Source organism: Arthrobacter sp. 05L417, from assembly GCF_056397865.1.
Genome location: NZ_JBFTOG010000042.1, coordinates 1 through 22,981, shown reverse-complemented (window position 1 = coordinate 22,981; position 22,981 = coordinate 1). Strand labels below are relative to the sequence as shown.

Below are 22,981 nucleotides of genomic sequence, written 5' to 3'. Positions count from 1 at the left end.
CGAGTTGGTTGGGCGTGCGACTAGTTGGCCGTGGGACTAGTTGGCCGGGCGCACGGCTCGTCCCGCGGCCGCGATCACCAGCTTCTCCGGGAGTAGCTTGACGGCTACCCGGGCAACAAAGGAGTTGAGTCGACCATCCACAACGCTCGGCTTGTTCCCGCGAATCGCGGACATGGCGGTGTCCACGACTTGTCCCGGGGTCCGCATGGATCCAGCGGCCGCTGCCTCGCCGGCGACTTCAAAGAAGGGCGTGTCCGTAGCCCCCGGGCACACGGCCAGGACTTTCACGCCCGTTCCTTGCGTCTCTGCCCACAGCGCTTGGGTGAACGAGAGTACGAAGGCCTTTGTGGCCCCGTAGACGGCCATGTGGGGTATCGGCTGGAATGCGGCCGTACTCGCGATGTTGATGATGGTCCCCGCGCCGCGCTCAACCATACCGGGCAGGTAGCGCGTGGTGGTACCGACCAAGGTGGAGCAGTTCAACTGGATCTGTTCTGCATAGCGATCGGCGTCTGCGTCGAGAACTTGTCCGTGTGTTCCGAATCCCGCGTTGTTGACCAGGATGTCCACTGTGAGTCCCAGGGAATCGGTGGTGAGCTGGAGTTCCTTTGCGGAGTCCGGCAGGCTCAAGTCCATGGCCAGGACGGTCACTTCGGTGCCGAGCCCGCGAAGTTCATCCGCAAGCGCGTCAAGTTTGTCCTGGCTGCGCGCAACCAGGATCAAGCGTGCGCCCTCTGCGGCCAGCCTTCGGGCAAAGACTGAGCCAATGCCGGTAGACGCTCCAGTGATGAGGGCTGTTTTGGCTGAAATATTCATTTCTACTCCTAATAAACTGACTGCTAATAAACTGACTGTGCGGTTTGTTTTTTGGCTACGCGTCGAAGTCTTTGGCTCTTGGTTTGCTGCGCTACTCGCTGGAAATGAACTGCTGCTCGAGGAGCTGCAGTAGCAGGGTCGCGCGTCGCTCGAAGGCATCGAGATCTTTGGGGTCAAGGGCGTCGGTGACCGACTTCAACCCATCGAATGCGGCCACGATAACCGTTGCCGCGTCGCCGGGATCGCCTGAAAACGTCAAGACGCCGCTTGCGCGGCCCCGTTGAAGAATGCCGGCGACGAGATCTACCCATGCGGCCAGCGGGGAGGCTCCGCCGGGGTGCTCCTTCGTGGATGCCAGTTGATTCGCCAAATGCACCACGCCCCACGCGGATGTGTCGCTCAGGACTGTCCTGACCATGAACTCCCCAAGATGGCGCAACTCCTCCAGAGGGTTGTTCTTGCTGAGAATTTCCTCGTGGACGCGGCGCAGCCAACGTGCCTTTTGCTCGTCGACGACGGCCTGGGCCAACATTGCCTTCGAGGAGAAATGGAAGTAGATGGCCCCCTTCGTGAGCCCGACTTCGCGGATGATGTCGTCCATCCGGGTCTGCTCGAAACCCTTGCGCGCAAAAACATCCGCGGCAACCCGAAGGATCTCACTACGCGTGGCTGCGCCCTTGGGCGTGCTGCCGGTATCGCCTATCTCCATATAGCCAAACTACAAACCGACCAGTAGGTATGTCAATTTGGGGCCGGTTCACTCCCTCCGATAGCTCCATGGGCCCGGCTTGCCGATAGGATTTGGGCGTTTAATGGGGGCGCAACAGCAGCGATCGTTGCTCCAGCAGATCCTGGGAGGAGTGGGGGACCCAATGCGCGATGAAGCGCTCTTCGAGGCTTCCGTCAATCGGGAGCTCGTTCATAAGCGCTCCGTTTCGGAAGTCTTCTTGACTGACTTTGTTCAATCAAGTTCCAGGCGGTTCGTTGCGGGGGCGCAATGGCCGCGATGGCATGTCTTTTATGGATCGCCGGACGGTTCCCCGGATTCGGCCCTCATGGCCGAGACGTTGAGGCAGGCAGTGATCTTTTTGTCCCACTTGTGCGGAGTGCCCCTCACGCACAAGTTCCTCATGCCGCACATGAGCATCTCGGTGGAACCCGCGGTCTTGGATCCCCTGGTGCCCGCGCAGGTTGCTGTCGAGCTTGACGTGAAGGATATGAAGCTCAGCGGAGGGCAGCTGTCGGCCCTGACTGTGTCTGCGCGGTTCGTCGTTGATGGCACTCCCATCGGGGAAGGTGCGGCGGCTGCCCGCATTGTGAATCCTGCCACGTACGAGCGATTTCGCGGCGCGGTCCCCCCTGTGCTTCCCGGGGCCGGCGAAGACTTGCTGGCATGTGCCGACGTCGGGCATGCCACCCAGCGGAACGTGATGCTCGGGCAAAGTTCGCGCCCGTCCGTCTGGCCGCTGCGGGTTGATCCAACCCACCCCATCTTCTTTGACCATCCCCTGGACCATGTCCCGGGAATGCTTCTGGTTGAAGCCGCGAGGCAAGCTGTGCGCGCAGCGTCTTCCCGCCCGGATGCCGATTTTGCCCTGTTTGAGGCGGAATTCATGAAGTTGGTCGAGTTCAGCTATCCCGTGGATGTTGCTGTGACACAGCTCGAACCACATAATGCCCTCGGTGTGATGAGGGTCCGGTTGTTGCACCAGGAAGACATCCTCATGTCCTTGTTGGCTCGGGTCAAAAGTCCGCGCTAGTTCACGGGGTCACTGAGCCCTGCGGGTGAATCGGCGCGATCGCGGGCATCATGAAACGCCACATGTCGTCGATCCGCTTGAGAACGTCGCGCCGTTCGGTCAGCACGTTGGAAACCATCTGGACGCCCGTGAAAGACGCAACCAAATACCGTGCGAAATCCGCGGCATCAACTTCGGGCCGCACGTCACCTTCCAGTTGAGCCTGGCGCGTCAGCATCTCCATGGTCGTGACCCAGTCCTGGTAGGGACCTTTGACGTCTCCATTGAACGCCGAAGCTTCAAATGTCAGCCGGATTCCAGCCCTGACAATGGGCTCGTCGAGTAGCTGTTGCCCGAATGTCCGGCACATGGCGATCATGGTCTCCAGTGCGGGCAGCCCCGCGGCGGCGATCTTCTCTCCCGCGACACGCACGATGTTGTGCTGTTCGGCGATGACCGCAAGCGCCAGGTCTTCCTTCGACTTGAAATGGAAGTACAGCGCGCCTTTGGTGACCGAGGCGCGGTCAGTGACGTCGCTCAGGCTTGCATTTCCGTAGCCGACCTCTTCAAAGATCGACGCTGCTCCCTCAATTACTGCTGTTCGGGTGGCTTTGGCACGTTGTTGCATGATCAGCGTGGAGACCTCTCCGGTTTCTGCGTCCGGGATACTTGAGTACATGAATCTGACGAACCCTGAGGATCGGTTGAGGGCCATGCCAACACGTGTTGACCGTGTGCCCCGGGTTCTGGTCCTGGGTTCGTCAGGCTTCATTGGAAGCCGGGTTGCAGCCTCACTCGCCGGATCCGGAGAGGCGCACGTTGTGGCACTCTCACGAAAACCGGTTGCAAGACTACGAAACAATAACGCTACCATTGCGACCGCCGACATTTCCGTGCCGGGGAGCCTGATCCCCTTCTTGTCCGATACGGATGTCGTCATCCACGCAGCATCATATGTGGGCTCCGACCCTCGTCTTGCCCATGCGATCAACGAGATCGGCACGCGCAACGTCATTGAGCAGTGCCGGCAAGCCGGAGTTGACCGGCTGATCTATGTCAGCACCTGCAGTGTTTACGGAAGCGGCCCGCACCGCGGCCTCCTTGAAACCGAGGCCGGCTATCACCCGGCCTCGGTGGCCAGCGCCAGCCGTGCGGCGGCTGAACAGCTGGTTCTCGGCTATGGCGCCGAGGTTGTTCGTCCCAACCTCGTGTTCGGCGCGGGAGACCGCTGGTTTGTTCCGGGGCTGCTCAAGCTGCTGGAAGTGGCGGGGGGATGGCCGGGCGATGGTTCGGCGCTGCTTTCGCTCATTGGTGTGGAGGCGCTGGGAGGACTGGTTTCCGGGCTTGCCCTGGCTCCTCGGCAACCCGGACGGGCCTTCCATGCCGCATATCCGGAACCCGTTCGGGTGTCATTCCTTCTGCAGAGTGTTGCCCGGATATTCGATATGGAGTACCCGAAGTTTCTGGGGGATGATGAACGTGCCGGCTCTGCACTGCGCGCCGCAGGATTCAGCGGCCACCAGATTGACTTGGTGACGAAGGATCACTGGTACTCCTCTGAGCATCTCTGGCGGATATCCGGGCGCGAACCCGAAACGTTCAGCAGTGCTCTTGCTGAATTTTCTTCCGCCTACCTGGTTTCCCGCGAGATCGATCGATCATAAACCGGTTGAACGGTTTGTTTAATGGCCTTCCAGTCTCTAGACTTCAGTCCAGTGGCTCGTTGTGTTTGCGGCAACAAGTTGAAGGGCAGTAATGGGGGGAGGTGCGGCCGAGCAATCGACCGCACCTCATCTGTCCTAACGCGCCTCACCTAACGGGGAGCCGACGGCGTTCGATTTCCTATCTCACATCGTTGTGGTTTAGTATTGACGAGTTGCTCCGGCGGGGATGAAAGTCGCGGCGGGCAAAGTTCGGGGCTGTGGCGCAGCTGGTAGCGCACCTGCATGGCATGCAGGGGGTCAGGGGTTCGAGTCCCCTCAGCTCCACCAAAGGGGTCTATTCGAACATGGACGTGATCCGTGTTTCGCTAGGCTCAGAATTATTGAAATTGAAAGGGTCACCCATTTCGGGTGGCCCTTTCGTTTTCCCCGGGGTTCTCCGTTGCTATTGCCGGCTGTCCGTGGAACTTGCCGGCACCCTTCAACCCGCCGGCAAGCAGCTCAGGAAGCGCTGGACAGACGGAAACCCGAAACTATTAAATAGCTGGTCCGTAAAATGCAGTGGCCCGGAACCTTTTGGTTCCGGGCCGCTGCTCGTTTTTGCCGGGTTCCATTGCTTGGTGCCCGGATCCAGCAAGCAGGAGTACTCGAGTGCGATGCAGGTACGGCGGCGAACGTTGCAGGTGTCGTCGCTTGGAAATGATAGGTGGGGGCTACTCGTGTGAGGGGAGCCGATCTTTCATAGCCTGAAGTTCCCTTTGGTTGGCAATTTCCGACGTCGAGCCAGCCAGACCAAGAACTTGTGGAAGAAGCGGGTGTCGATGTGCCCTGCAACATGCTTGTGATAAAAGTGCGCTGCCCTTTTGTATCGAAAAGTGTGGCAACAATTGCCCCAGGAGATAGCGGGCAAACTCTCCATGCGACGATGGTGTGGCCGTGAGCCCCTCGGAAGAAGCTGCAACAGGTGACGTTGGATTCGGGCTTCGTACGTCTTTCATCAAAGATCCTTTGTTCGACCGTTCCCAACGTGACGGTAGGCGTTATGCCGGAGCCGTGTCCGGAGTGTTTTGGGCTCGCCGCTACTACCGTCTTTTGTGGCTCGTCGATGCCATAGTCGTTTTTTCCGTGGCCGCTTTCGCGCAGGTTGCCCGATTTGGATTCGAAAATGCCTTTGTTATTATTGGCGGCTTTCGTGTGGGATATTTTCCGATTTCGCTAGCGCTCGCCAGCGCCTGGATGGTCGCGTTGGGTGTCTACCGCAGCCGGGACAAGCAAGTCGTTGGAATCGGCCCGGACGAGTACAAACGCGTCTTTAGCGCGACCATAGTCCTCCTTGGGCTGCTCAACATGGCGTGCGTTGTCTTCGAGATAGAGATTGCGCGCGGCTACATTGCACTCGTGTTTCCGCTGGGGTGCCTAGGACTGATGACGTCCCGGTGGTCGTTGAGGCGGTGGCTGACGCGCCAGCGCGTTCATGGACATTACCTCTCGAGAGTCTTGGTCCTGGGCGCCTCCGAAGAAGTCCGATACGTCATCAACCAGATTGAGAAGAAGTCCGGACCGATCTATAAAGTAGTCGGCGTCGCGCTGCAGGGCCCGCAGCAGCCGCCAAACCTGATGGTCAACGGAAAGGCCGTGCCCGTCGTCGGCGACATCTATTCGGTCGTGCACGCGGTCGCGGCGACCGATGCCGATGCAGTCATCATTGCCGGGCAGGTTGAAGGCGGCAGTACATACATTCAGGAGCTCGGCTGGCAGTTGGAGGAAAGTTCAACCGAGCTGATCCTGACGACAGGACTGACAAATGTGGCCGGCCCCAGGATTCATTCGCGTCCTGTGGAGGGGCTGCCGCTCATGCACGTTGAGCTCCCGCAATATGCCGGTGCCAAGCATGCGATGAAACGGGTGCTCGACATCATTCTCTCGGCCGCCGCCTTGGTGGTGTTGTTGCCCGTTTTTGCGGTGCTCGCCGTTCTGATCCGGCGGGACAGCCCGGGGCCCGTAATTTTCCGGCAGGAGCGCATTGGGCGAAGAGGACAAACCTTCGTCATGTTCAAATTCCGTTCCATGGTGGAGACCGCGGAGCAGGACCTGGCCCAGTTGCTTGACCAGAATGAGGGTGCCGGGTTGCTATTCAAGATGGAACACGACCCTCGGGTAACCCGGGTCGGTAAATGGATGAGGCATTATTCCCTCGATGAGCTCCCGCAGTTCTGGAATGTGTTTCTCGGGGACATGAGTCTCGTTGGTCCCAGGCCACCCCTCCAACGGGAAGTCGATGGCTACGAGAGACACGTCCACCGCCGGCTTTACATCAAGCCCGGGCTGACCGGAATGTGGCAAATCAATGGCCGCTCGGAGCTTAACTGGCAGGACAGCGTCCGGCTGGACCTGTATTACGTCGAGAACTGGTCGATCGTCGGAGACATCATCATTCTTTGGCGGACGGCGCGGGCGATGATCCGGCCCGTGGGCGCATATTAGGCCACACCAAAGACGGCGGGACCTTTGAACGCTTGAGGATCAGGGCAGGGCCGAGTTCCTGCTGAGTGGTCATTCGGGCCCGGACGAGTGGCGGATGAGGTCAATTCAAGTGACAAGTACTCGCGCTCCGCGGGGCGGACGTCCATAGGCTGAATCCAATGTTCGATCTGGCTTTTGGTCTCGGTCTCAACTGGAGGGGACGCTCTAACCATGAAATACGTGGATGCGGGGAACCATGAGAATCATGCGACCGCGTAGCGCCCGGAACACAGCCCAAGTGACCGTCGTCGTACCTTGCTATAACTACGCACAATACTTGCCCGCCGTCACCGCTTCAGTATTGTCCCAGGCCGGCGTCGATGCACAAGTAATAGTTGTTGACGACGCGTCCACCGATAATTCGGCCCAAGTGGCCCGCGATTTGGCGCTACGCGATCCCCGGATAACTGTGGTGGTCCACGAACGGAACATGGGTCATATAGCCACGTATAACGACGGTTTGTCGCGCGTGGTCACCGAGTATGTCGCACTTCTTTCGGCAGACGATTTGCTGGCCCCCGGGGCCCTGTCCCGTGCCACTGACTTGATGCATTCCAACCCGCGGGTGGGAATGGTTTACGGGAGGCCGCTGGAATTCTCCAATGAGCATCAACTGCCCCGGGCCGCCAGCTCGAGGTGGCAGTCGTGGACCGTTTGGGCGGGTCACGAATGGATCAATTGGGCTTGTCGGCGGGGGAGGTGCTTCATCTTGTCCCCTGAGGTGGTCATGCGCACCGAGGTCCTGCAACAAGTGGGCTTTTACAATGGATTGCTGCCCCATTCCGGAGATTTGGAATACTGGCTCCGTACCGCGGCCCATTGGGATGTCGGCAGGATCAACGGGCCGATCCAGGCGTTCTACCGGGTCCATGGCGCCAATATGCATTTGACCTCGTTTGCCACCATGGTGGTTGATCTACGGCATCGGCTTGAGGCGTTCCGGGTTCTGCTGACGTCGGAGGTCTTGCGCGGGTTACCCCAAGCGGACAGGCTCCTGGACCGAGCCCGGCGCGCACTGCGCCGTGAAGCGCTTATCCTCGCGGCTCGCACGCTCGACTCAGGTGGTTCCACCTCGGACGCCTCGGCCCTGCAGGATTTCGCGTTGCGAGTCTGGCCGGGACAACCGGCGTCGTTCCGGATCCGTGGGGTGCGCTGGCGTTTGGTGCGAGCCGATGAGGGCAAACCGCCGCTGCCCTGGCAGCGGACTGTCGAAATTTTCCGCACCCAGGCGGACCGCTTGCGTTGGCGTGCTTGGCGAATGGTGGGGATTTCATGAGCGCACTCGGCGAAGGGACCGGATCGCTGGCCAGCAGGCTGCGCAGGGGCACTCTCTGGGGTGCACTCAATGTTGGTCTTTCCCGCGTCCTTCAATTCATCACCACGCTCGTGGTCGCCCGTCTTATTGCGCCGGAACATTTCGGCGCCTTGGCGGTGGCACTCGTCGTGCAGGTAATTGCCGTGAATATCGCAGAGCTTGGAGCCACGGCTGCCCTCGGCCGCGGTGATCGCGATCCGGACGAGATCGCTCCGACTGTTTTTACCATTTCGCTGGTCACGAGCGTCCTGCTGACTGCGCTCGTGATCCTGCTTGCACCCTTGCTTGCTGCCGCACTGGGGGATCCCGGTGCAGCCCCGGTCGTCCAGGTAATGGGGCTGACGGTATTGCTCTCTGGAATGGCGTCCGTTCCTACTGCACTGATATGGCGCGACTTCCTGCAAAAGCGCAGGATCCTGGTTGACGTACTGAACACCGTCGTTGCCCTGGTTCTGGTCATTCCGATGGCGCTGTGGGGCTGGGGTGCGATGGCTTTGGCACTTTCACGGGTGGGAGGGCAACTGACAGCAACCATCGGTTACTGGATCATCAGCCCAAAGCGCTACTTCCCCGGTTTCAATATCGTGGAAGCCAAGGGGATTCTTCGGCTCGGGCTTCCACTGGCCATGGCCAATCTGGTCGTTTTTGTCACCCTGAACCTCGACTACATGATCATCGGCCCGGAGTTGGGACCCGTGCAGCTAGGGTTGTATCTACTGGCCTTCAACTTGGCGAGTATGCCCAGCAGCGTGATTACCGCCGTGATCCGGACGGTTGCCGTGCCGACTTTCGGCAGGCTGAATGCAAATGGAACTCTCGGCGCCGCGGCGTTGAAGGTCACGGCCGGAATTGCGTACATCGGCTTCCCGGTCTCGGCCCTCCTGGCGGGGCTCGGCGCACCCCTCATTGTCACCTTCTACGGCGACAAATGGAGTGCAGCAGCCGCCGCGATGGTCAGTTTGGGAATCTTCGGTGCCGCGAGGATCCTCTCGGAGATGTTCGCTGATCTGTGTGTGGGCGCGGGCAAGACCGTTGGCCTGTTCTGGGTCCAGGTCATTTGGCTCGTTGCCCTTGTTCCGGCGATGCTCATCGGCGTGCGTCTGGGGGGAATTGCGGGTGCCGGGTTCGCCCACGTCGTCGTGACCTGGTTCGTCGTCATTCCCGTTTATCTCGTGCTGGTGGCGAAATCCACCGGTGCAAGGATCCTGTCCCTCTTGCGTATTTGTTTCCCCGCTGCGGCTGCGGCGGTTGTTTGCGGCGTCCTGGCCTGGCTGGTAGCCGCCCAGATCCCGGTTGCCCTTCTCGCGGTTCTGGCCGGAGCGTTCGCTGGCCTCGTCGTCTATGCCCTTTTCACCTTTCGTCGGGCGCGGGCGTTGCTCAGTGACATCAAACAAGCAGCCGCAGGCGAGGCCACCCTCAGGAATCCCGTATTGGCCGGCACTGACCGCACAGGGAACAGGAGTTGACCGTGCCCTCCCGCATAGACGCCACCCAGTTGATCTCGCACCTCAGGAATGAGGGGTGGTCTGGTTTCGCCCGGCGTGGAAGCCGCCGGCTCTTTCAAGCTTTGGGTGAACGGCTCTCCTGGGCAGAGTTCGATTTTCCCTTGCGTCAAGAGGACATTGCGGACTCGGGCAATCTGGGTTTGCCGGCGCCGCGGCAGATCCTGAAGGAGCAACTGCACATCGGCTGGGTATGCACGCCACCCGCTGCCGGATCCGGCGGGCACACGACGCTGTTCCGGATGGTCCAGGGCCTGGAAGAGCGTGGCCATCGCTGCACCTTGTTCCTCTACGACCGGTACGCGGACGATGTGGCGCGACATGAGGAAGTCGTGCGCCGCAACTGGCCCGGGATGCGGGCAGAGGTTCGAAGCGCCACGCAGGGCATGGCGGACGTGGACGCGGTAGTTGCTAGCTCATGGGCAACCGCGCACGTCGTGGCGTCCCGCGTGACCAGCCCGGCCCATCGCTTTTACTTCATTCAGGACTACGAGCCCTTTTTCTACCCGCGTGGCACCTTCTATGCGTTGGCCGAGGACACCTACCGATTCGGTTTTAAGAACATCGCGCTGGGGAACATGATCGCCGGGGTGATGGAAAACGAGGTCGGGACGCCCCCGGACGCGATTGTTCCGTTCGGCTGCGACAACGATATCTATCGGGTTCTTCCCGAACGTCCCGTATCGCGCCGTGGGGTGGTCTTCTACGCCAAGAAGAGCGTGGACCGCAGAGGCTATTTGCTCGCGAAGCTGGCGCTTGAGCGCTTCCACCAGACACACCCGGAACAAGAGATCCACGTTTACGGTGACAACGTATCGGGTTGGTCCATCCCTGTCATGAACCACGGAAACTTGACGCCAACACAGCTGAACGAGCTCTACAACCGGACTATCGCTGGCCTGGCCATATCCTTTACGAACATTTCGTTGGTTCCGGAAGAATTGATGTCTGCAGGCAATATCCCGGTGCTCAACGAATCTGCGTATTCCCGTGCCGTCTTGTCCACGGATGATGCCGTTTGGGGGCGTCCCACCCCGTGGGGGATGGCGGACGCGCTCTCGACGGCGGTGGAGGCCGCCGACGTCGAGGGCAGGGCTGCGCGGGTGGCCACAAGGGAGCGCCAGGACTGGGAAGAAACCAAGAAGCAGGTGGCTTCCATTATCGAGACAGCATGTGCCGAGGTTCTCACCGGGGATCGTGCCTCGTGACCGCAAGCCAGGAAATGTCCGGGACAAAGAGCCAAAGGAGGGCCAAGCGGTCATCCCGGAGCCCTTTGGTGTTCCCGAAGCCTCCTGCTGTCACCATGCTCGATTTCGACCCTCAGACGTCCAAGGCTGGCCGCACGCCCCTCTTCCTAAGGATTGTCGCGTTCAGCATCTTTTTCTTTCCCTCGAGCATGGTCCTGGCGCCGGTAGGCGCAGCAGGGACAATGCCCCTGATACTCGCTCTGTTTCTTTTTGCGCTGTGGTTTTGCTCTGTTCTCTTTGGCTTGCACGACCCTTTCACATTCCGGCATCCAGGCAGGATCGGGCTCGCCCTCCTGCTATTGGGGACTTGCGCTTCCTACGTTGCGCTCTACCTGGGCTTGACCGGCGGCAGCTCAATAGCGTCGCGGGCGGCTTCGGATCGATGGGTGATTTTGCTTGTTGCAAGCGCCGGAATCGTCCTTGTCACGGCGGAGGTTGTCCGGACCATGGGCGACGTCCTGTTGCTCGTCCGGGCGATACTGGCGGGGGCCCTCTTTTGCTGCATAGTGGCTGCGGTCCAGTTCATTTTCCACATCAATCCGATGGATTGGTTCCAACTGGCGATGCCTGGGTTTACCGACAACGGAGCAGGCACGACATTTCAAGTCCGCGGCACGCTGGTCCGCGTTTCGGGTAGCACCTTTCACTCCATCGAACTGGCCGTCGTGTCCGGAATGCTGCTTCCGCTCTCAATCTGGCGGGGCCTATTTGATCCGGTGGGCCGAAAATGGCTGCATTGGACCGGAACCGGCCTCCTGGTGTTTGCGATCGCCGCAACGATCTCAAGGGCAGGCGTTATTGCACTGCTGGTCGGGATGATTGCGTTCATTCCGTTCCTCCCAGCGCTGGCCCGACGCTGGGCATTCGTCCTAGTCCCCGTTGCCGCAGCGGGTCTCTTCCTCGCGGTGCCGGGCCTTATCGCAACGATCGCAGGTTCTTTCACCACCGCTGAAAACGACCCGTCAATTTCCACGCGCACCAACAACTATCCGCGCGTTATCGAAATGGTTGGCCAGAACCCGATACTCGGCCTGGGCCCCGGCAACTACATACCGGATAACGCCTTGCACATTCTGGATAATCAATACCTGAATTCCGCGGTCACCCTGGGCCTGGTGGGCCTGGTCGCCATTATCGCCTACTTGGTTTTGCCGGGAGCCATTACGGTGAGCGTCGCCCGCCGAGCACGCTCCCAGGCACTGAAATGCCTTGCCGGTGCAGTGGCAGCCGGCGGCCTGGTGGCAGCCGTGTGCTCGCTGACGTTCGATTCTTTGTCATTCCCGGTCTTCGCGCTGACTTACCCGCTGTTCATCGGTCTGGCCGGCGCCGTCTGGATAATGGTCAAACGCGAGATCGAATTGCCCGGACCTCACGATGGGAATGACCCACCGTTTCGGAAGACACCAGTTTCGGTACATTCCACCCCGAAAGGAAGACGATGGATCCCCTAGGAGTACTCAAGACACTCTGGCACTACAAGTCTGTTGCTTTGCCTGTCCTTTTCATTACGCTCATTGCGTCAATCTACGTTTTCCAGCTCGCGCCCCGCACCTACGAATCCACGATGACGTATGCCCTGATCAACCCCAATATCCCGACCGAAGCCGACAAAATAAAGAATCCGGCGCTCAAAGACCTCAATTCAAGCAATCCGTATTTGCGTTCATCGGATCCCACCCTGGTTGTGCAGGTCCTGATCACGCGCCTCAAGGACAGTTCCACAGCTGACGGACTCACCGCCGAGGGGCTAAGCAAAGATTATGATGTCACCCGGGATGCGGTTGGCGGACAGAACTCATTCCTTGTTGACATCACAGGGGTCAGCTCGACGCCGGACCGCTCGCTGGCTACGACGCGGCGCCTGGGGGAACTGCTGACGCAGAACCTTCGCACTATTCAGAAAATCGACGGCGCTGACGACACCTATCTCTTCTCTTCGCTGGTGGTCGCATCCCCGGACAAAGCGACTGAGCAGTTTTCAAGCCGGCTGCGCTCGCTGATCGCCGTCCTCGTGGGCGGTGCAGTCCTGATGTTCGGAGCCGTCTCCGTGGCCCGGGGTCGCGGAATCGCACGCCAGCGGAAGGCCGCCTTGCGTGCCGCTGCGGCGTCGGGCGCAGGAGGCAGGCCGGAGCGCGATTCATTGTCACTGGACGCAGGATCCACGGCGGAGGAGTGGCTGAGTCCCGAACTCGCCGTCTTCCCCACAGGCCGCGGCCGCCGTCGGGATTCAGGGACCCACAGTCGGGAGACCCAGGAAGTTCTTGAGGCTGAGTCCGTGGGCGAACCGTCCCGATGACGGATCGTGCGAACAGCGGGGATAGCCGTACTCCGGCGGCTACCCTCGCCCCCGGATAGTAGGGCTCGGCGGATTTCAACGCTCGGCCCGGACGCTACAAGGCGGCCCGAAGAGTTTCGACTACGAACTTCTGCTGCGCGATGGTTATGTGCGGGTGCAAAGGCAAGGACAGGATTTCGCCTGCCGCGCGCTCCGCCACCGGAAAGGTTCCCGGCCCGAGACCCAGGTGGGCGAAGGCCCCGCTCAGATGCAGGGGCGTTGGGTAGTGGATTCCCGCTCCGATTCCCGTGCCGTTCAGGCTGGCAAGGATGCGATCCCGGTCTGCCACCCGGATGACGTACAGATGCCATACATCGTCATTGCCTCCAGCACTGATAGGCGCGGCGGCTCCCGGAACATCGTCGAGCATTTCGCTATATCTCGCTGCGGCCTCCCGGCGGGAATCATTCCACGCAGACAGGCGCCGAAGCTTGGCATTGAGGATCACTGCCTGGATCGTGTCCAGCCGTGAATTGAAGCCAACCACGTCGTGGACGTATTTCGTCGCGCTGCCGTGCGAGGCAAGCATCCGGACGCCGCGGGCTATTTCAGGGTCGTTGGTCGTCACCGCGCCGGCATCGCCTGCGGCGCCAAGATTCTTACCGGGGTAGAAGCTCGTCCCGGCGGCCGCCCCCAGGGAGCCCGCCGAACTCCCGTGCCGGGTTGCACCCTGGGCTTGTGCTGCGTCCTCGATGATCACTGCTCCACAGGACTCCGCGACCGCGCGCAGCTGCTCGACGGGCGCCGTCTGGCCGAATAGGTGGACCGGAACGATGGCCCGCGTGCGGTCCCCGACCGCCTCCGCCACCAGCGCGGGATCGATGAGCAGGTGGACCGGATCCACATCGACGAACACGGGAACGGCTCCGATCCGGACCACGGCTTCCGCTGTGGCAATGAAGGTATTGACCGGCAGGACCACTTCGCAGCCGGGGCCAACTCCTGTTGCCCGCAGGGCCAGTTCCAGGGCGTCGGTGCCATTGGCAACACCTATGCAGTGCTTCACGCCTAGCCACGCGGCGTAGGCTTCTTCAAACTGCCCGACGGCGGCCCCGCCTATGAACGCCGTGGTCGCGAACACGTCCTCCAAGCCGCTGAGGACCTCGCTCTCGACTTCGGCGTGCTGTGCCGCGAGGTCAACCAGGGGTATGTTCGTCGCCAAGGATGGGTCCATCAGCTGTACCTTCCGTCAGAGGTCTATGCGGGTTGTTCTTGTTGGCTGTCATTGACGGGCAGGCGAATCGGGGCAGCGGGTACGCCTACCCAGGTCTCACCGGGAGGGAGGTCCTGCAGCAGTACGGCCCCCATTCCCAGGGTTGCTTCTTCGCCCACGCGCACTCCTTGGCGGACGCTGGAGTTCATGCCCAGGTAGGCGGCACGTCCAATATGTACACCGCCGCCCAGGGTCACGCCTGCGGCAAGGGTGGCGAAGTCCTCCACTACGTCGTCGTGGGTCAGCGTTACCTGCGGCATGGCGACCACATGCCTCCCCACGGTGACATCGGCGGTCAGCACGACATTGCTCAGCAGGATACTTCCGCGTCCGACCGTGCAGCCGGGTGGCACCCGCACTCCCGGGTCCAGGACCGTCGCGAAGCGCTCGCCCGTGATGCCCTGATATGCCAGGCGCTGCACTATCTGCTGCCGCGCGGTTCCAGAGCCGGCACAGACCAGGAACTGGGTGTAGTTGTACAGGGCGGCATCCGCGATGGTGCCCAGGACGGTTACGCCGCCAACGAGCCTGCCTTGGATGGTGGAGGAGTCATCGAGGAAGCCGACCACGCGGTACTGATCCGAGCCCCGGATGACGGCCAGCACTTCCCGGGCCAATCCACTGGCAGCGATCAGCATCAGCTCCTGCACGGTTCACCGTCCCCCGGTCACCGCGGCGCGCACGGAGTGTATGACCCTTGCCTGTTCAGACTCGGTCATCTGATGGAAAACCGGAAGGATGAGCGTATTGTCCGTGAGGCGTTCGGTCACCGGTAGCAGAGCCTCTCCTGTGTCCCGTCCGCGATACGCGGGCTGGCGATGGGCCGCCATGATTCCCCGACGGGCCGATATTTCATCCCGGGCCAGATGTTCGAGCACGCCTTCACGGTCGGTGGCGGATCCGGGGAGGACCTCCAACCAGAAGGACTGGAAATTGCTGGTACCCCAGGCCGGGTCCCGTACCACGCGCATTCCCTCGACATCCGCAAATTGCTTGCTGTACTCGGAGGCAATATCCCGGCGTCTGCGGACTATCTGCGGCAACTTGTCCAGCTGAACCAAGCCGACGGCGGCCTGCAGGTCAGTCATGCGGTAGTTGAAACCGGGCTCCCCATACTCCTCGGCGGGTGCCAGCACGGAGGCGTGCCGGGCGCTCGCGGAGACGCTCATAGAGTGCTCGCGCAGCCGGCGGGCACGATCGGCCCAGTCCTGGTGCGGCGTGGTCAACATGCCCCCCTCGCCGGTTGTGAGGATTTTCCGGGGGTGGAAGGACCACGCGGTCACGTCAGCGCCCGCTCCCACCGGCCGGCCCCGATAGCTCGATCCTGCGCCGCAAGCAGCATCCTCGATGACGACAATCCCGAGCGGGTCGCACAGCCGACGGATGGAATCCAGATCAACCGGGACTCCGCCCTGGTCCACGGCAATGACAGCCCTGGTACGGTCCGTCAACGCGGCGCGCACCGTTTCGGCTGTGAGGTTTCCGGTGGCCAGGTCCACGTCGGCAAAGACCGGCCGCGCGCCTACATAGGTGGCCGCATTCGCTGTGGCGATGAAGGAGAACGACGGAACGACGACGTCGTCGCCCGGGCCGATGGAGGCAACTACCAAGGCCAGATGCAACGCCGTCGTGCAATTCGAGGTGGCGACCGCGAAAGGAGCATGTTGGCTGCGGGCGAAGGCCGATTCGAATTCGGCGACCCGAGGACCTTGCGCGACCCAGCCGGACTCGATCGTTGCGCTGACGGCGGCCACTTCCTCTGCCCCGAACCACGGCTGCATGACATTGATGCGGGTCATGAGGATACCCCGGCGGTTCGCGTGGCGGCGATTTCCGCTCGAAGGGGTTGCCACCAGTGCACCAACTGCCGAAGCCCATCGTCGAGGGAGACTTCGGCCGCAAAGCCCAAGTCCGAGTGGGCCGCGGAAATATCAGCCAGCCTGCGGCTTACACCGTTGACCGCCCGTTCCGGTCCATGTTCCACGGCAAGCTCGGAGTCCATGGCGCGCAACAGGGACTGTGCGAGTTGCAAAAGGCTTGTCTCCGTTCCGCTGGCGACGTTGTAGACCCCTTCCCTCAGTTCGCTGGCGGCCGCGAGCAGATTGGCCCGCGCGATGTCGCCGGTAAAGACAAAGTCCATCGTCTGTCGGCCGTCCCCGAAAATCAGCGGTGGTCGGCCGTCAGCAATTCGCTCCATCCATCGCACCAGGACTTCGGTGTAGAGCCCGTGGACATCCATTCGCGGACCGTAGACGTTGAAGTAGCGCAGTATCACGTAGTCCAGTCCGTCCATGGCGCGGAAGCTGCGCAACATGCCCTCGTTGAAGGATTTGGCGGCCCCGTAGAAGGTGTCGTTGTTGTGGTGGTGATGCCGCTCATTGGTGGGGAAGGTTTCCGCCAAGCCGTAGACAGAGGCGCTGGAGGCGGCAATCACCTTGTCGACCTTTTGCGCAACGGCGGCTTCCAAAACGTTGAACGTCCCGTTGACCAGGACATCCAGGGCCAGCCGGGGCTCTTCCGCGCACTGGGTGATCCTGATGGCGGCCTGGTGGAAGACGATGTCCTTGCCCCTGGTCAAATCGTGGACGAGGTCCCGGTCACGCAAATCGCCTTCGACCAAAGTGACGCGGCCGCTGAGCAGCGCATCGCTCAGGTTGTCCCGGCGCCCGCGCACCAGATTGTCCAGTACGTCGATGCGGGCCGCGCCGGCGTCGAGGAGTTGGTCCACAATGGTGGAGCCGATGGTCCCGGCACCGCCCGTGACGAGAATCTGTGCTCCGGCCAAATTGCTCACGCCGTCTCCTCAAGCTGCAGTTCGGCACCGTCAACCAGGGCGGTGCGACCATCCTCGGCCAGGCTTCGCGAAGCGGCCTCAAGGACCGACAAGACGCGCAAGCCCGCCGATCCGTCGGTGCGCGAGAGCCTTCCTTCACGGATGCTGGCCGCGTACTCGCTGACCATTTGGCCGAGCGGTTCATGTTCCGGCAAAGCAGGGGACCAGGTGTCTCCGAGCCGGTACGAGATCGTCGCGGCCGTCCGGTTGGCGCCGTCGGAGGGTTGATGCTGGAGATTGACGCCCCGGTCGTAGAGGCTCAGCCGCTGCTGTGGGTTCAAGTCGTCCCAGACCAGGGTCCGCTTCGATCCGCCAATCACCATCTGGCGGATCTTGGTTGGGCTGAGCCAGTTGACGTGGACGTGCGCCAAGCCTCCGGCTGCCAGCGGGAAGCTCAAATGACCTACACAAGCCCGGCCGGCACCGAGCGGGTCTGCGCCGTGTGCCGACACATGGGCGGGCTGCAGTCCTCCCGGAAGGATGAAGTCCAGGATCGAGAGGTCGTGCGGAGCGAGATCCCAGAAGACGTCGACATCAGGCTGGACCAGGCCAAGGTTGATACGGACGGAATCGATGAAGAGAATGTCGCCCAACGCCCCGTCAGCGATGAGTTCCCGGATCTTCAGAACAGCCGGCGTGTAGCAGTACGTGTGGTCTGCCATCAGCACCAACCCCTTTTGCCGGGCGAGTTCCACCATCTCCTCACCTTTTTCACGACTATCCGCAAGCGGCTTCTCGACCAGCACGTGCTTCCCGGCCAGCATTGCCGCCAGGGCAATCCGGTGGTGGGTTCGTGCGGGTGTCGCAATGGCGACGGCTTCAAGATCGGGCCAGGCCAGCAGCTCATCCAGATCCGTCACCACGGGCACGTTGCCCACTTGCTCGGCGACGTCCATGGCCCGGCCGGCATCGAGATCGCAGATGGCCGCAAGATCCCAGTCCGCGCTGATTTTGAAATTACGGGCCAAATTCGGCCCCCAGTAGCCTGCCCCGATCAGCGCAACTCGCAGCTTCCTGCTTGTCATGGTGATTGCTTCCCTTCATCCTGAGAACCGGGATCGAACCTTTACATGAATGCTCGTCTCAGCCTATTTGCGGGCTAGAAGGCCAGGCACGAGTGGCTGGTACCCGCATTCGCGACGGCCCGCTACTCACCCCACACCCGGAAGCTCGTGCTCGGTTCGATCAGCACTCGACTTCGGCCCGATGTCACTTCCATCGGCAAGAAAGGGTGTCTTCAGCACCTTGATCGGTGGTATCTTTTGGGACGAACTCCGTAGCTGATGGTCTCCGTTTCGGGCTCCTTGCAAGAGTGGCCTGTGAAATTTCCGATGTATTAACGGGAGCCGATGGCGATGACGAAGCCCAACATTTCCGCCCGAACGAGTGTCCTGTTGGCTGCTTTCCTGGCCCTCTCAGCCTCGGTGGCGAGCTCCACTGTGCCGACCGTTGTGCCGCTGCCGGCCGGAGTGACCGTCCGCGCGGTTGACGGGGGCCCGCAGTACTACGGAAAGTTTCCCAACGCCCTGCCGGCCACGCCAAACTACTTTCCTGTGGGCATTTGGTTCGAAAGCGTCCTCGATCCTACCGATGTTCCCTTGGACAGGGCAGCGGGCATTAATTTGTACGTCGAGTTGACCGCCGACTCGAATGTTCAGTACATCAGGGACGCCGGGTCCTATGCGATCCCGTCCTGGACATCGCCGCTTGCCTCCGGGTTCTTGCTCTCGGACGAGTCGGATATGTGGGCCGGGCCCGGCTCTGCCAGCTGGACCGGAAATTACCCCGGTGCCGGGACGGTTTGCGCTCCCGCCGAAAGCAAATGCGGATTCACGGTGCAGGGAACCCTGCTCAACAAAGCCCCGGCCAACACCATGATCTACGCGAATTATGGCAAAGGCGTGACGTTCTGGGAGTCGGCCACTGAAGCCGGGCAATTCGTCAATACCTACCAGCAGGTGGTTTCTGCCGACAATTACTGGTTCACCGATCCCAACATCTGTGCTCCGACTGAAGGCGGGGTGATGCTGGCGACACCCCGTGCTTTGACCGACTCCGAGTGCCGCAAAGCCTCAAATTACGGCTGGACCGTGGAACGCACCCGTGCCTTCGTCAGCCCAAAGGGAAACGTACCTGTCTGGGCCTTCGTTGAGTTGGGACACCCCTTCACGGAAGCCAGTGCTCCAACCATCACGGCACCGGAAATCAGGGCCGCAGTGTGGAGCAGCATCATCCATGGTGCACGCGGGATCACGTATTTCAACCACAGTTTTGGTGGGAGTTGTATCTCTCAACACGTCTTGCGGGATGCATGCGGCGCCGCGATCCGGGCGACGGTGACAGCCGTCAACCAGCAGATCGCAGAGTTGGCCCCGGTGCTTAATTCGCCGTTCGTGGATGGCGTGGCAACCGCGGGGGGCAACATCGATACCGCAGTAAAGGCCTACAACGGCAGTTTCTACATCATTGCCGGGTCCACCCAGACAGGAGCGCAATCTGTCGCCTTGAACCTCAAATGCGGCGGCGGAACCAGCGCAACGGTACTCGGCGAAAACCGCTCCCTGGCCATGGCTAACGGCTCTTTCACCGACACTTTTGCCGACGGTAACGCGGTACATATTTACCGGGTGGAAGGCGGCAACGCATGCGGGGTCTCCGGCAAATAGCCGGCGCCGACTGGCGGCGTAATAGCGGGCGCCGACTAGCGGTGCGAAAGGCACGCGGTGCTGTGTTGGCCCAACTGGCTTAGCGCCGGCTGCTCTCGTCCCGTTCCCATGTAGTCGCGGTTGCGGGCCCCTTCCGAAGCCGGGCGGCGACGGCAAAGCCCGCGTAGACGGCGGCGTCGAAGGCCGTGAGGGGACCGCGAACCGAACCCAGGAGTTCCCGGAGGCTTTGGCTCGTGCCGCCACCGCCCTCGGCCGGCTGGAAATTGAGCAGATGCACGTTGCTCCGGTAGTTCCGTCGCAGGACCGTGACGAGGGCGCGGGCGTCCTTAGGGGTGTGGACCTTGATGGGACGGCAGGTGATAATTTCCTTTTCGTTGGCGCCAAAGTGCCGGTCAACGAACACATCATCGGCCTGCACCGGCGGAAACTTGCCAAACCGGGCGCGGGCCTCGCGGGTCAGGGCAAAGGCCCCCGCGCCCCATAGGCCGCTCCTGGTTGACGCCATACGGCCCCGTGCACGATAGAAGGCCTGAACGAGGCCGGTGGCACCGCCGGTGTCGTATTGCGACGCCGGTCGTGCCGCCAGGAGGTCGCCTTGCCCAAGGCGCCTGAAAAGCTGCTCGATGGCCACGGGGTTGATCTCCACGTCCGCGTCGAGATAGAGCCGTGGCCAGGCCGTGGCCAACGCATCGCCGGTGTCCATGGCGATGGTTTTCGATGGTTCGTCGACCTCAACTACCTGGACACCGCTGAACCGGCCGGCTATTTCGGCGGTGTTGTCAGTGCAGCCGTTGCACACCACGAAGATCTCCACGGCGCCAGTGGCCGCGAGCGGCTTCAGGCTGGTGAGCGTGCGGGCAATGACCGCCGCTTCGTTATGCGCCGGGATGATGATCGAGCCGGCGGGGAAGTCCCTGAGGCGACCGCCGTCGTCGTGGTTTGCTTGTGGAGCGGGCACGGCATGGGGCAGTTGCTCCCAGCTGCGTTTGTTCAGGAGGGCTCGAAGCGCCGGCCGGTGGTCGCGCTGGTATGCCCGTAGTGCCTCGGAGAGCACCGCCGCACCGCGGAATGCGGCAGCGGTTGCAGGCGGGTGGTGTTTTTCCGCGTAGCGGGTCCGGTTCACCGCCATCAAGGCGGTGAGCGCCGCCGAACTGCCGGAGCCGCCCCTGCGATGCCGCATTTTGGCGGCGGGTTCAAACCATGCGTCCGTCCCTGCCTCCCGGGCCCGCCGGAAGAAGTCGGTCTCTTCGAGGTAGAGGAAGAACCGCTCATCCCAGGGCCCGAGTTCGGTCGCGAGGCCTGCGTCGATCAGCAACGCCGCGCCCGTGGCCCATTCCACTGGGTGCGCATGCTCGTAGCTGACTTGGTCATAGTCGATTTCCGAGAGCCAGGCAGGCCGGCCTGGTAGCCGACAGCCCAGCGCGGCGTCCGCCCAGGCGCGCGGGAGGGTTGGTTCCCTGCGCAGGGACGGATATGTTGAGCCGTCTTCGTCCAGAAGAGCGGGAACCACGATCCCGGCCCCGGAGAGGCGTTGCCGCCGGATCATCGCGGCGACGGAGCCGCGTTCGATGACCAGATCCGGATTGGCCACCAGCAAGTACTGGACGTCGCCGCAGAACTGTTGCGCGGCGTTGATGCCGCCGGAGTAGCCCAGGTTGCCGCCGGTGGCGAACGATATGACGTCGCCGTACCTGGAGAGCGCGTCCAGCGTACCGTCCGAGGAGCCGTTGTCCGCGACGATCACCCGGAGCCACTGCTCGGCCGCCTCGGATCGCAGGCTTTCGATCAGGGGTCCGACGTCGTCGGCGTTGTTGTAGGTGACTACCAGGACGGCGACATCCGCGGCTTGCCCGGCGATCGCAAAGGTCCGGTTGCCTGCGGGGGGCGGGGCGGGAGTGGCCGGCGCGGGTCCATCGCCCGGACCGCTCGATGCGTCCCCGGGCACTTCCTCCAGGCCGGAACTTTTCGACCGGAGCGACGCGTAGGCCGCGGGGCCGTCGAGCAGGTAGCGGCGGGCCAGTCGTCGTGGTTCCAGCGCGAGCCGCCAGGCCCATTCGAGGCCGTGGGAGCTCACCCATTCGGGGGCCCGCTGGATGCGGCCGGCCAGGAAGTCCACCACAGCGCCGAAGGCCAACAGGACCCGGGCTTCCGTGAGCGCCCCGTATTCGGCAATCCACAGCTCTTGCCTTGGTTTTCCGAGTCCGACGACGAGGATGTCCACCTTGGCCGCGGCGATGGCTGCCGCCAGACAGGTTGAAGCCGCGGGATCTGTGAGCTCGTCGCGCCCCGGGGACCAGAAGCCTGCCACCACAAGGCCCGGCCGTTCGCGGGAGAACCTCGACTTGAGCGATTCGTGCGCGGACTCCGCACCGCCCAGGAAGCCGACCCGGAGCTGAAGGTCTGTTGCAGCATCCAGGAGCGGCCCGATCAGGTCGCTGCCGGCCAGTCGCGGCCAACTGCGCCCGGTCAGTCGCTGCGCTTCGGACACCAAGGGGGCGCCATCGAGCAGCGTGAGCCAATCGACAACCGGGGAACCGTCCACCCATGAGCGACCGTTTGCCAGGACGGAAGCCCATCTGCTCCCGATGCCGAAGTGGTTGATGTGGTCCAGGTTGGCCGAGGCAATAGCCAGGGGCGGCAACTCCCTCGAAGTCGCCCGCGCGGAAATCAGGCCGATGGCCTCCGGGAAGCCCAGAAGGTCGACCACGGCGCCGCCAAGGAGTACCCGTCCCGATGGCGCATTTGCGGAGTTGCCCGCGTGGCGTTCTGGAACGGTGTGTTCACGAATGCGGGTCCGGGAAACACGAGGTTCAGCAACAACGTGATCCGTGCGGCCGTGAAGCGCCGGCATGGTTCCGGCCACGGCCCGGGCTCCGGTGGCTGGCGGAATCAAGAGCTTGGCGGCCATCATTTTGAGGCCTTGAGCTGTTTTCACGCGGAGTTATCCCTTCTTACCGGCTTACGGGTTCCGGCTACGGTGCTGTGAAGACGGCGTCGACCCAGTAGTTGGTGTTGTTGTAGCTGTTGGTGGGGAAGGCGGCGTTGCCGTAGTTGTAGACGCCGTTGGGTCCGTCGGTTCCGCTGGCGAGGCCGTGGAGGGGTGTGTTGTCGGCGGCGCTGCTGAAGTAGCC

The 22,981-nt window shown here is 62.1% G+C and carries 19 protein-coding genes and 1 tRNA gene; 10 read left to right on the top strand and 10 right to left on the bottom strand.

Annotation, left to right across the window (positions count from 1 at the left end):
- Window positions 1-36: 36 nt before the first annotated feature.
- On the bottom strand, window positions 37-816 hold the full coding sequence (locus AC1DJW_RS22655) for an SDR family NAD(P)-dependent oxidoreductase (protein ID WP_284755407.1): 780 nt from the start codon (window positions 814-816) through the stop codon (window positions 37-39).
- A gap of 91 nt (window positions 817-907) precedes the next feature.
- On the bottom strand, window positions 908-1,525 hold the full coding sequence (locus tag AC1DJW_RS22650) for a TetR family transcriptional regulator (protein WP_390277762.1): 618 nt from the start codon (window positions 1,523-1,525) through the stop codon (window positions 908-910).
- A 238-nt stretch (window positions 1,526-1,763) separates the two neighbouring features.
- Between AC1DJW_RS22650 and AC1DJW_RS22645 the strand changes: the two genes are divergently transcribed.
- On the top strand, window positions 1,764-2,576 hold the full coding sequence (locus tag AC1DJW_RS22645; protein WP_459342828.1) for a ScbA/BarX family gamma-butyrolactone biosynthesis protein: 813 nt from the start codon (window positions 1,764-1,766) through the stop codon (window positions 2,574-2,576).
- A gap of 1 nt (window position 2,577) precedes the next feature.
- Here the strand turns inward: AC1DJW_RS22645 and AC1DJW_RS22640 are convergent, their stop codons facing one another.
- The gene (locus tag AC1DJW_RS22640) at window positions 2,578-3,234 is read right to left on the bottom strand and encodes a ScbR family autoregulator-binding transcription factor (protein WP_284755402.1); all 657 of its coding nucleotides are present in this window, start codon (window positions 3,232-3,234) and stop codon (window positions 2,578-2,580) included.
- On the opposite strand from AC1DJW_RS22640, the gene AC1DJW_RS22635 reads away from it, so the two are divergent.
- The 8 genes from AC1DJW_RS22635 (at window position 3,182) to AC1DJW_RS22600 (ending at window position 13,099) form a co-directional block, all read left to right on the top strand.
- Window positions 3,182-4,219, top strand: a complete 1,038-nt coding sequence (locus AC1DJW_RS22635) for an NAD-dependent epimerase/dehydratase family protein (protein WP_476902563.1) — start codon at window positions 3,182-3,184, stop codon at window positions 4,217-4,219. The genes AC1DJW_RS22640 and AC1DJW_RS22635 overlap by 53 nt on opposite strands.
- Window positions 4,220-4,470: 251 nt before the next feature.
- Window positions 4,471-4,546: transfer RNA gene (locus tag AC1DJW_RS22630), tRNA-Ala, on the top strand.
- 606 nt (window positions 4,547-5,152) lie between these two features.
- Window positions 5,153-6,700, top strand: coding sequence for a sugar transferase (locus tag AC1DJW_RS22625; RefSeq protein ID WP_390277755.1), 1,548 nt, complete (start codon window positions 5,153-5,155; stop codon window positions 6,698-6,700).
- 244 nt (window positions 6,701-6,944) lie between these two features.
- The gene (locus tag AC1DJW_RS22620; RefSeq protein ID WP_476902562.1) at window positions 6,945-8,015 is read left to right on the top strand and encodes a glycosyltransferase family 2 protein; all 1,071 of its coding nucleotides are present in this window, start codon (window positions 6,945-6,947) and stop codon (window positions 8,013-8,015) included.
- Window positions 8,012-9,520, top strand: a complete 1,509-nt coding sequence (locus AC1DJW_RS22615) for a lipopolysaccharide biosynthesis protein (RefSeq protein WP_284755395.1) — start codon at window positions 8,012-8,014, stop codon at window positions 9,518-9,520. The genes AC1DJW_RS22620 and AC1DJW_RS22615 overlap by 4 nt, the downstream gene beginning before the upstream one ends.
- A gap of 2 nt (window positions 9,521-9,522) precedes the next feature.
- On the top strand, window positions 9,523-10,764 hold the full coding sequence (locus AC1DJW_RS22610) for a rhamnosyltransferase WsaF family glycosyltransferase (RefSeq protein WP_390277750.1): 1,242 nt from the start codon (window positions 9,523-9,525) through the stop codon (window positions 10,762-10,764).
- 425 nt (window positions 10,765-11,189) lie between these two features.
- Window positions 11,190-12,254 (top strand): O-antigen ligase family protein, encoded by a 1,065-nt coding sequence (locus tag AC1DJW_RS22605; RefSeq protein ID WP_390277747.1) that lies wholly within the window; start codon window positions 11,190-11,192, stop codon window positions 12,252-12,254.
- Window positions 12,242-13,099: a YveK family protein gene (locus AC1DJW_RS22600; protein WP_476902561.1), complete on the top strand. Its 858-nt coding sequence runs from the start codon at window positions 12,242-12,244 to the stop codon at window positions 13,097-13,099. The genes AC1DJW_RS22605 and AC1DJW_RS22600 overlap by 13 nt, the downstream gene beginning before the upstream one ends.
- A gap of 94 nt (window positions 13,100-13,193) precedes the next feature.
- On the opposite strand, the gene AC1DJW_RS22595 is transcribed toward AC1DJW_RS22600, so the two are convergent.
- The 5 genes from AC1DJW_RS22595 to AC1DJW_RS22575 are packed head-to-tail and all read right to left on the bottom strand — an operon-like array spanning window position 13,194 to window position 18,209.
- A complete protein-coding gene (locus tag AC1DJW_RS22595; protein ID WP_476902560.1) occupies window positions 13,194-14,312 on the bottom strand; it encodes a DegT/DnrJ/EryC1/StrS family aminotransferase in 1,119 nt (372 codons plus the stop codon).
- A 23-nt stretch (window positions 14,313-14,335) separates the two neighbouring features.
- Window positions 14,336-15,001: an acetyltransferase gene (locus AC1DJW_RS22590; protein WP_390277743.1), complete on the bottom strand. Its 666-nt coding sequence runs from the start codon at window positions 14,999-15,001 to the stop codon at window positions 14,336-14,338.
- 3 nt (window positions 15,002-15,004) lie between these two features.
- Window positions 15,005-16,150 (bottom strand): DegT/DnrJ/EryC1/StrS family aminotransferase, encoded by a 1,146-nt coding sequence (locus AC1DJW_RS22585; RefSeq protein ID WP_390277741.1) that lies wholly within the window; start codon window positions 16,148-16,150, stop codon window positions 15,005-15,007.
- Window positions 16,147-17,145 (bottom strand): NAD-dependent epimerase/dehydratase family protein, encoded by a 999-nt coding sequence (locus AC1DJW_RS22580; protein ID WP_390277739.1) that lies wholly within the window; start codon window positions 17,143-17,145, stop codon window positions 16,147-16,149. Before AC1DJW_RS22580 ends, AC1DJW_RS22585 begins: the two co-directional genes overlap by 4 nt.
- A complete protein-coding gene (locus AC1DJW_RS22575) occupies window positions 17,142-18,209 on the bottom strand; it encodes a Gfo/Idh/MocA family protein (RefSeq protein WP_284755384.1) in 1,068 nt (355 codons plus the stop codon). Before AC1DJW_RS22575 ends, AC1DJW_RS22580 begins: the two co-directional genes overlap by 4 nt.
- A gap of 330 nt (window positions 18,210-18,539) precedes the next feature.
- Between AC1DJW_RS22575 and AC1DJW_RS22570 the strand changes: the two genes are divergently transcribed.
- Complete coding sequence (locus AC1DJW_RS22570; protein ID WP_476902559.1) at window positions 18,540-19,850, top strand: hypothetical protein; 1,311 nt, start codon at window positions 18,540-18,542, stop codon at window positions 19,848-19,850.
- Between the two features lie 79 nt (window positions 19,851-19,929).
- Here the strand turns inward: AC1DJW_RS22570 and AC1DJW_RS22565 are convergent, their stop codons facing one another.
- Together AC1DJW_RS22565 and AC1DJW_RS22560 are read right to left on the bottom strand one after the other, a co-directional pair.
- Entirely contained in the window at window positions 19,930-22,785 is a 2,856-nt protein-coding gene (locus AC1DJW_RS22565) for a WecB/TagA/CpsF family glycosyltransferase (protein ID WP_476902558.1), read from the bottom strand.
- Between the two features lie 37 nt (window positions 22,786-22,822).
- On the bottom strand, window positions 22,823-22,981 hold a 159-nt coding region (locus AC1DJW_RS22560; RefSeq protein WP_476902577.1), incomplete at its 5' end, for a DUF4082 domain-containing protein.

Coding starts and splice junctions, on each gene's coding strand:
- AC1DJW_RS22600 (WP_476902561.1), top strand. CDS start 12,242: ATGGATCCCCTAGGAGTACTCAAGACACTCTGGCACTACAAGTCTGTT.
- AC1DJW_RS22655 (WP_284755407.1), bottom strand. CDS start 816: ATGAATATTTCAGCCAAAACAGCCCTCATCACTGGAGCGTCTACCGGC.
- AC1DJW_RS22640 (WP_284755402.1), bottom strand. CDS start 3,234: ATGTACTCAAGTATCCCGGACGCAGAAACCGGAGAGGTCTCCACGCTG.
- AC1DJW_RS22585 (WP_390277741.1), bottom strand. CDS start 16,150: ATGACCCGCATCAATGTCATGCAGCCGTGGTTCGGGGCAGAGGAAGTG.
- AC1DJW_RS22570 (WP_476902559.1), top strand. CDS start 18,540: ATGACGAAGCCCAACATTTCCGCCCGAACGAGTGTCCTGTTGGCTGCT.
- AC1DJW_RS22575 (WP_284755384.1), bottom strand. CDS start 18,209: ATGACAAGCAGGAAGCTGCGAGTTGCGCTGATCGGGGCAGGCTACTGG.
- AC1DJW_RS22615 (WP_284755395.1), top strand. CDS start 8,012: ATGAGCGCACTCGGCGAAGGGACCGGATCGCTGGCCAGCAGGCTGCGC.
- AC1DJW_RS22620 (WP_476902562.1), top strand. CDS start 6,945: ATGCGACCGCGTAGCGCCCGGAACACAGCCCAAGTGACCGTCGTCGTA.
- AC1DJW_RS22650 (WP_390277762.1), bottom strand. CDS start 1,525: ATGGAGATAGGCGATACCGGCAGCACGCCCAAGGGCGCAGCCACGCGT.
- AC1DJW_RS22635 (WP_476902563.1), top strand. CDS start 3,182: ATGATCAGCGTGGAGACCTCTCCGGTTTCTGCGTCCGGGATACTTGAG.
- AC1DJW_RS22595 (WP_476902560.1), bottom strand. CDS start 14,312: ATGGACCCATCCTTGGCGACGAACATACCCCTGGTTGACCTCGCGGCA.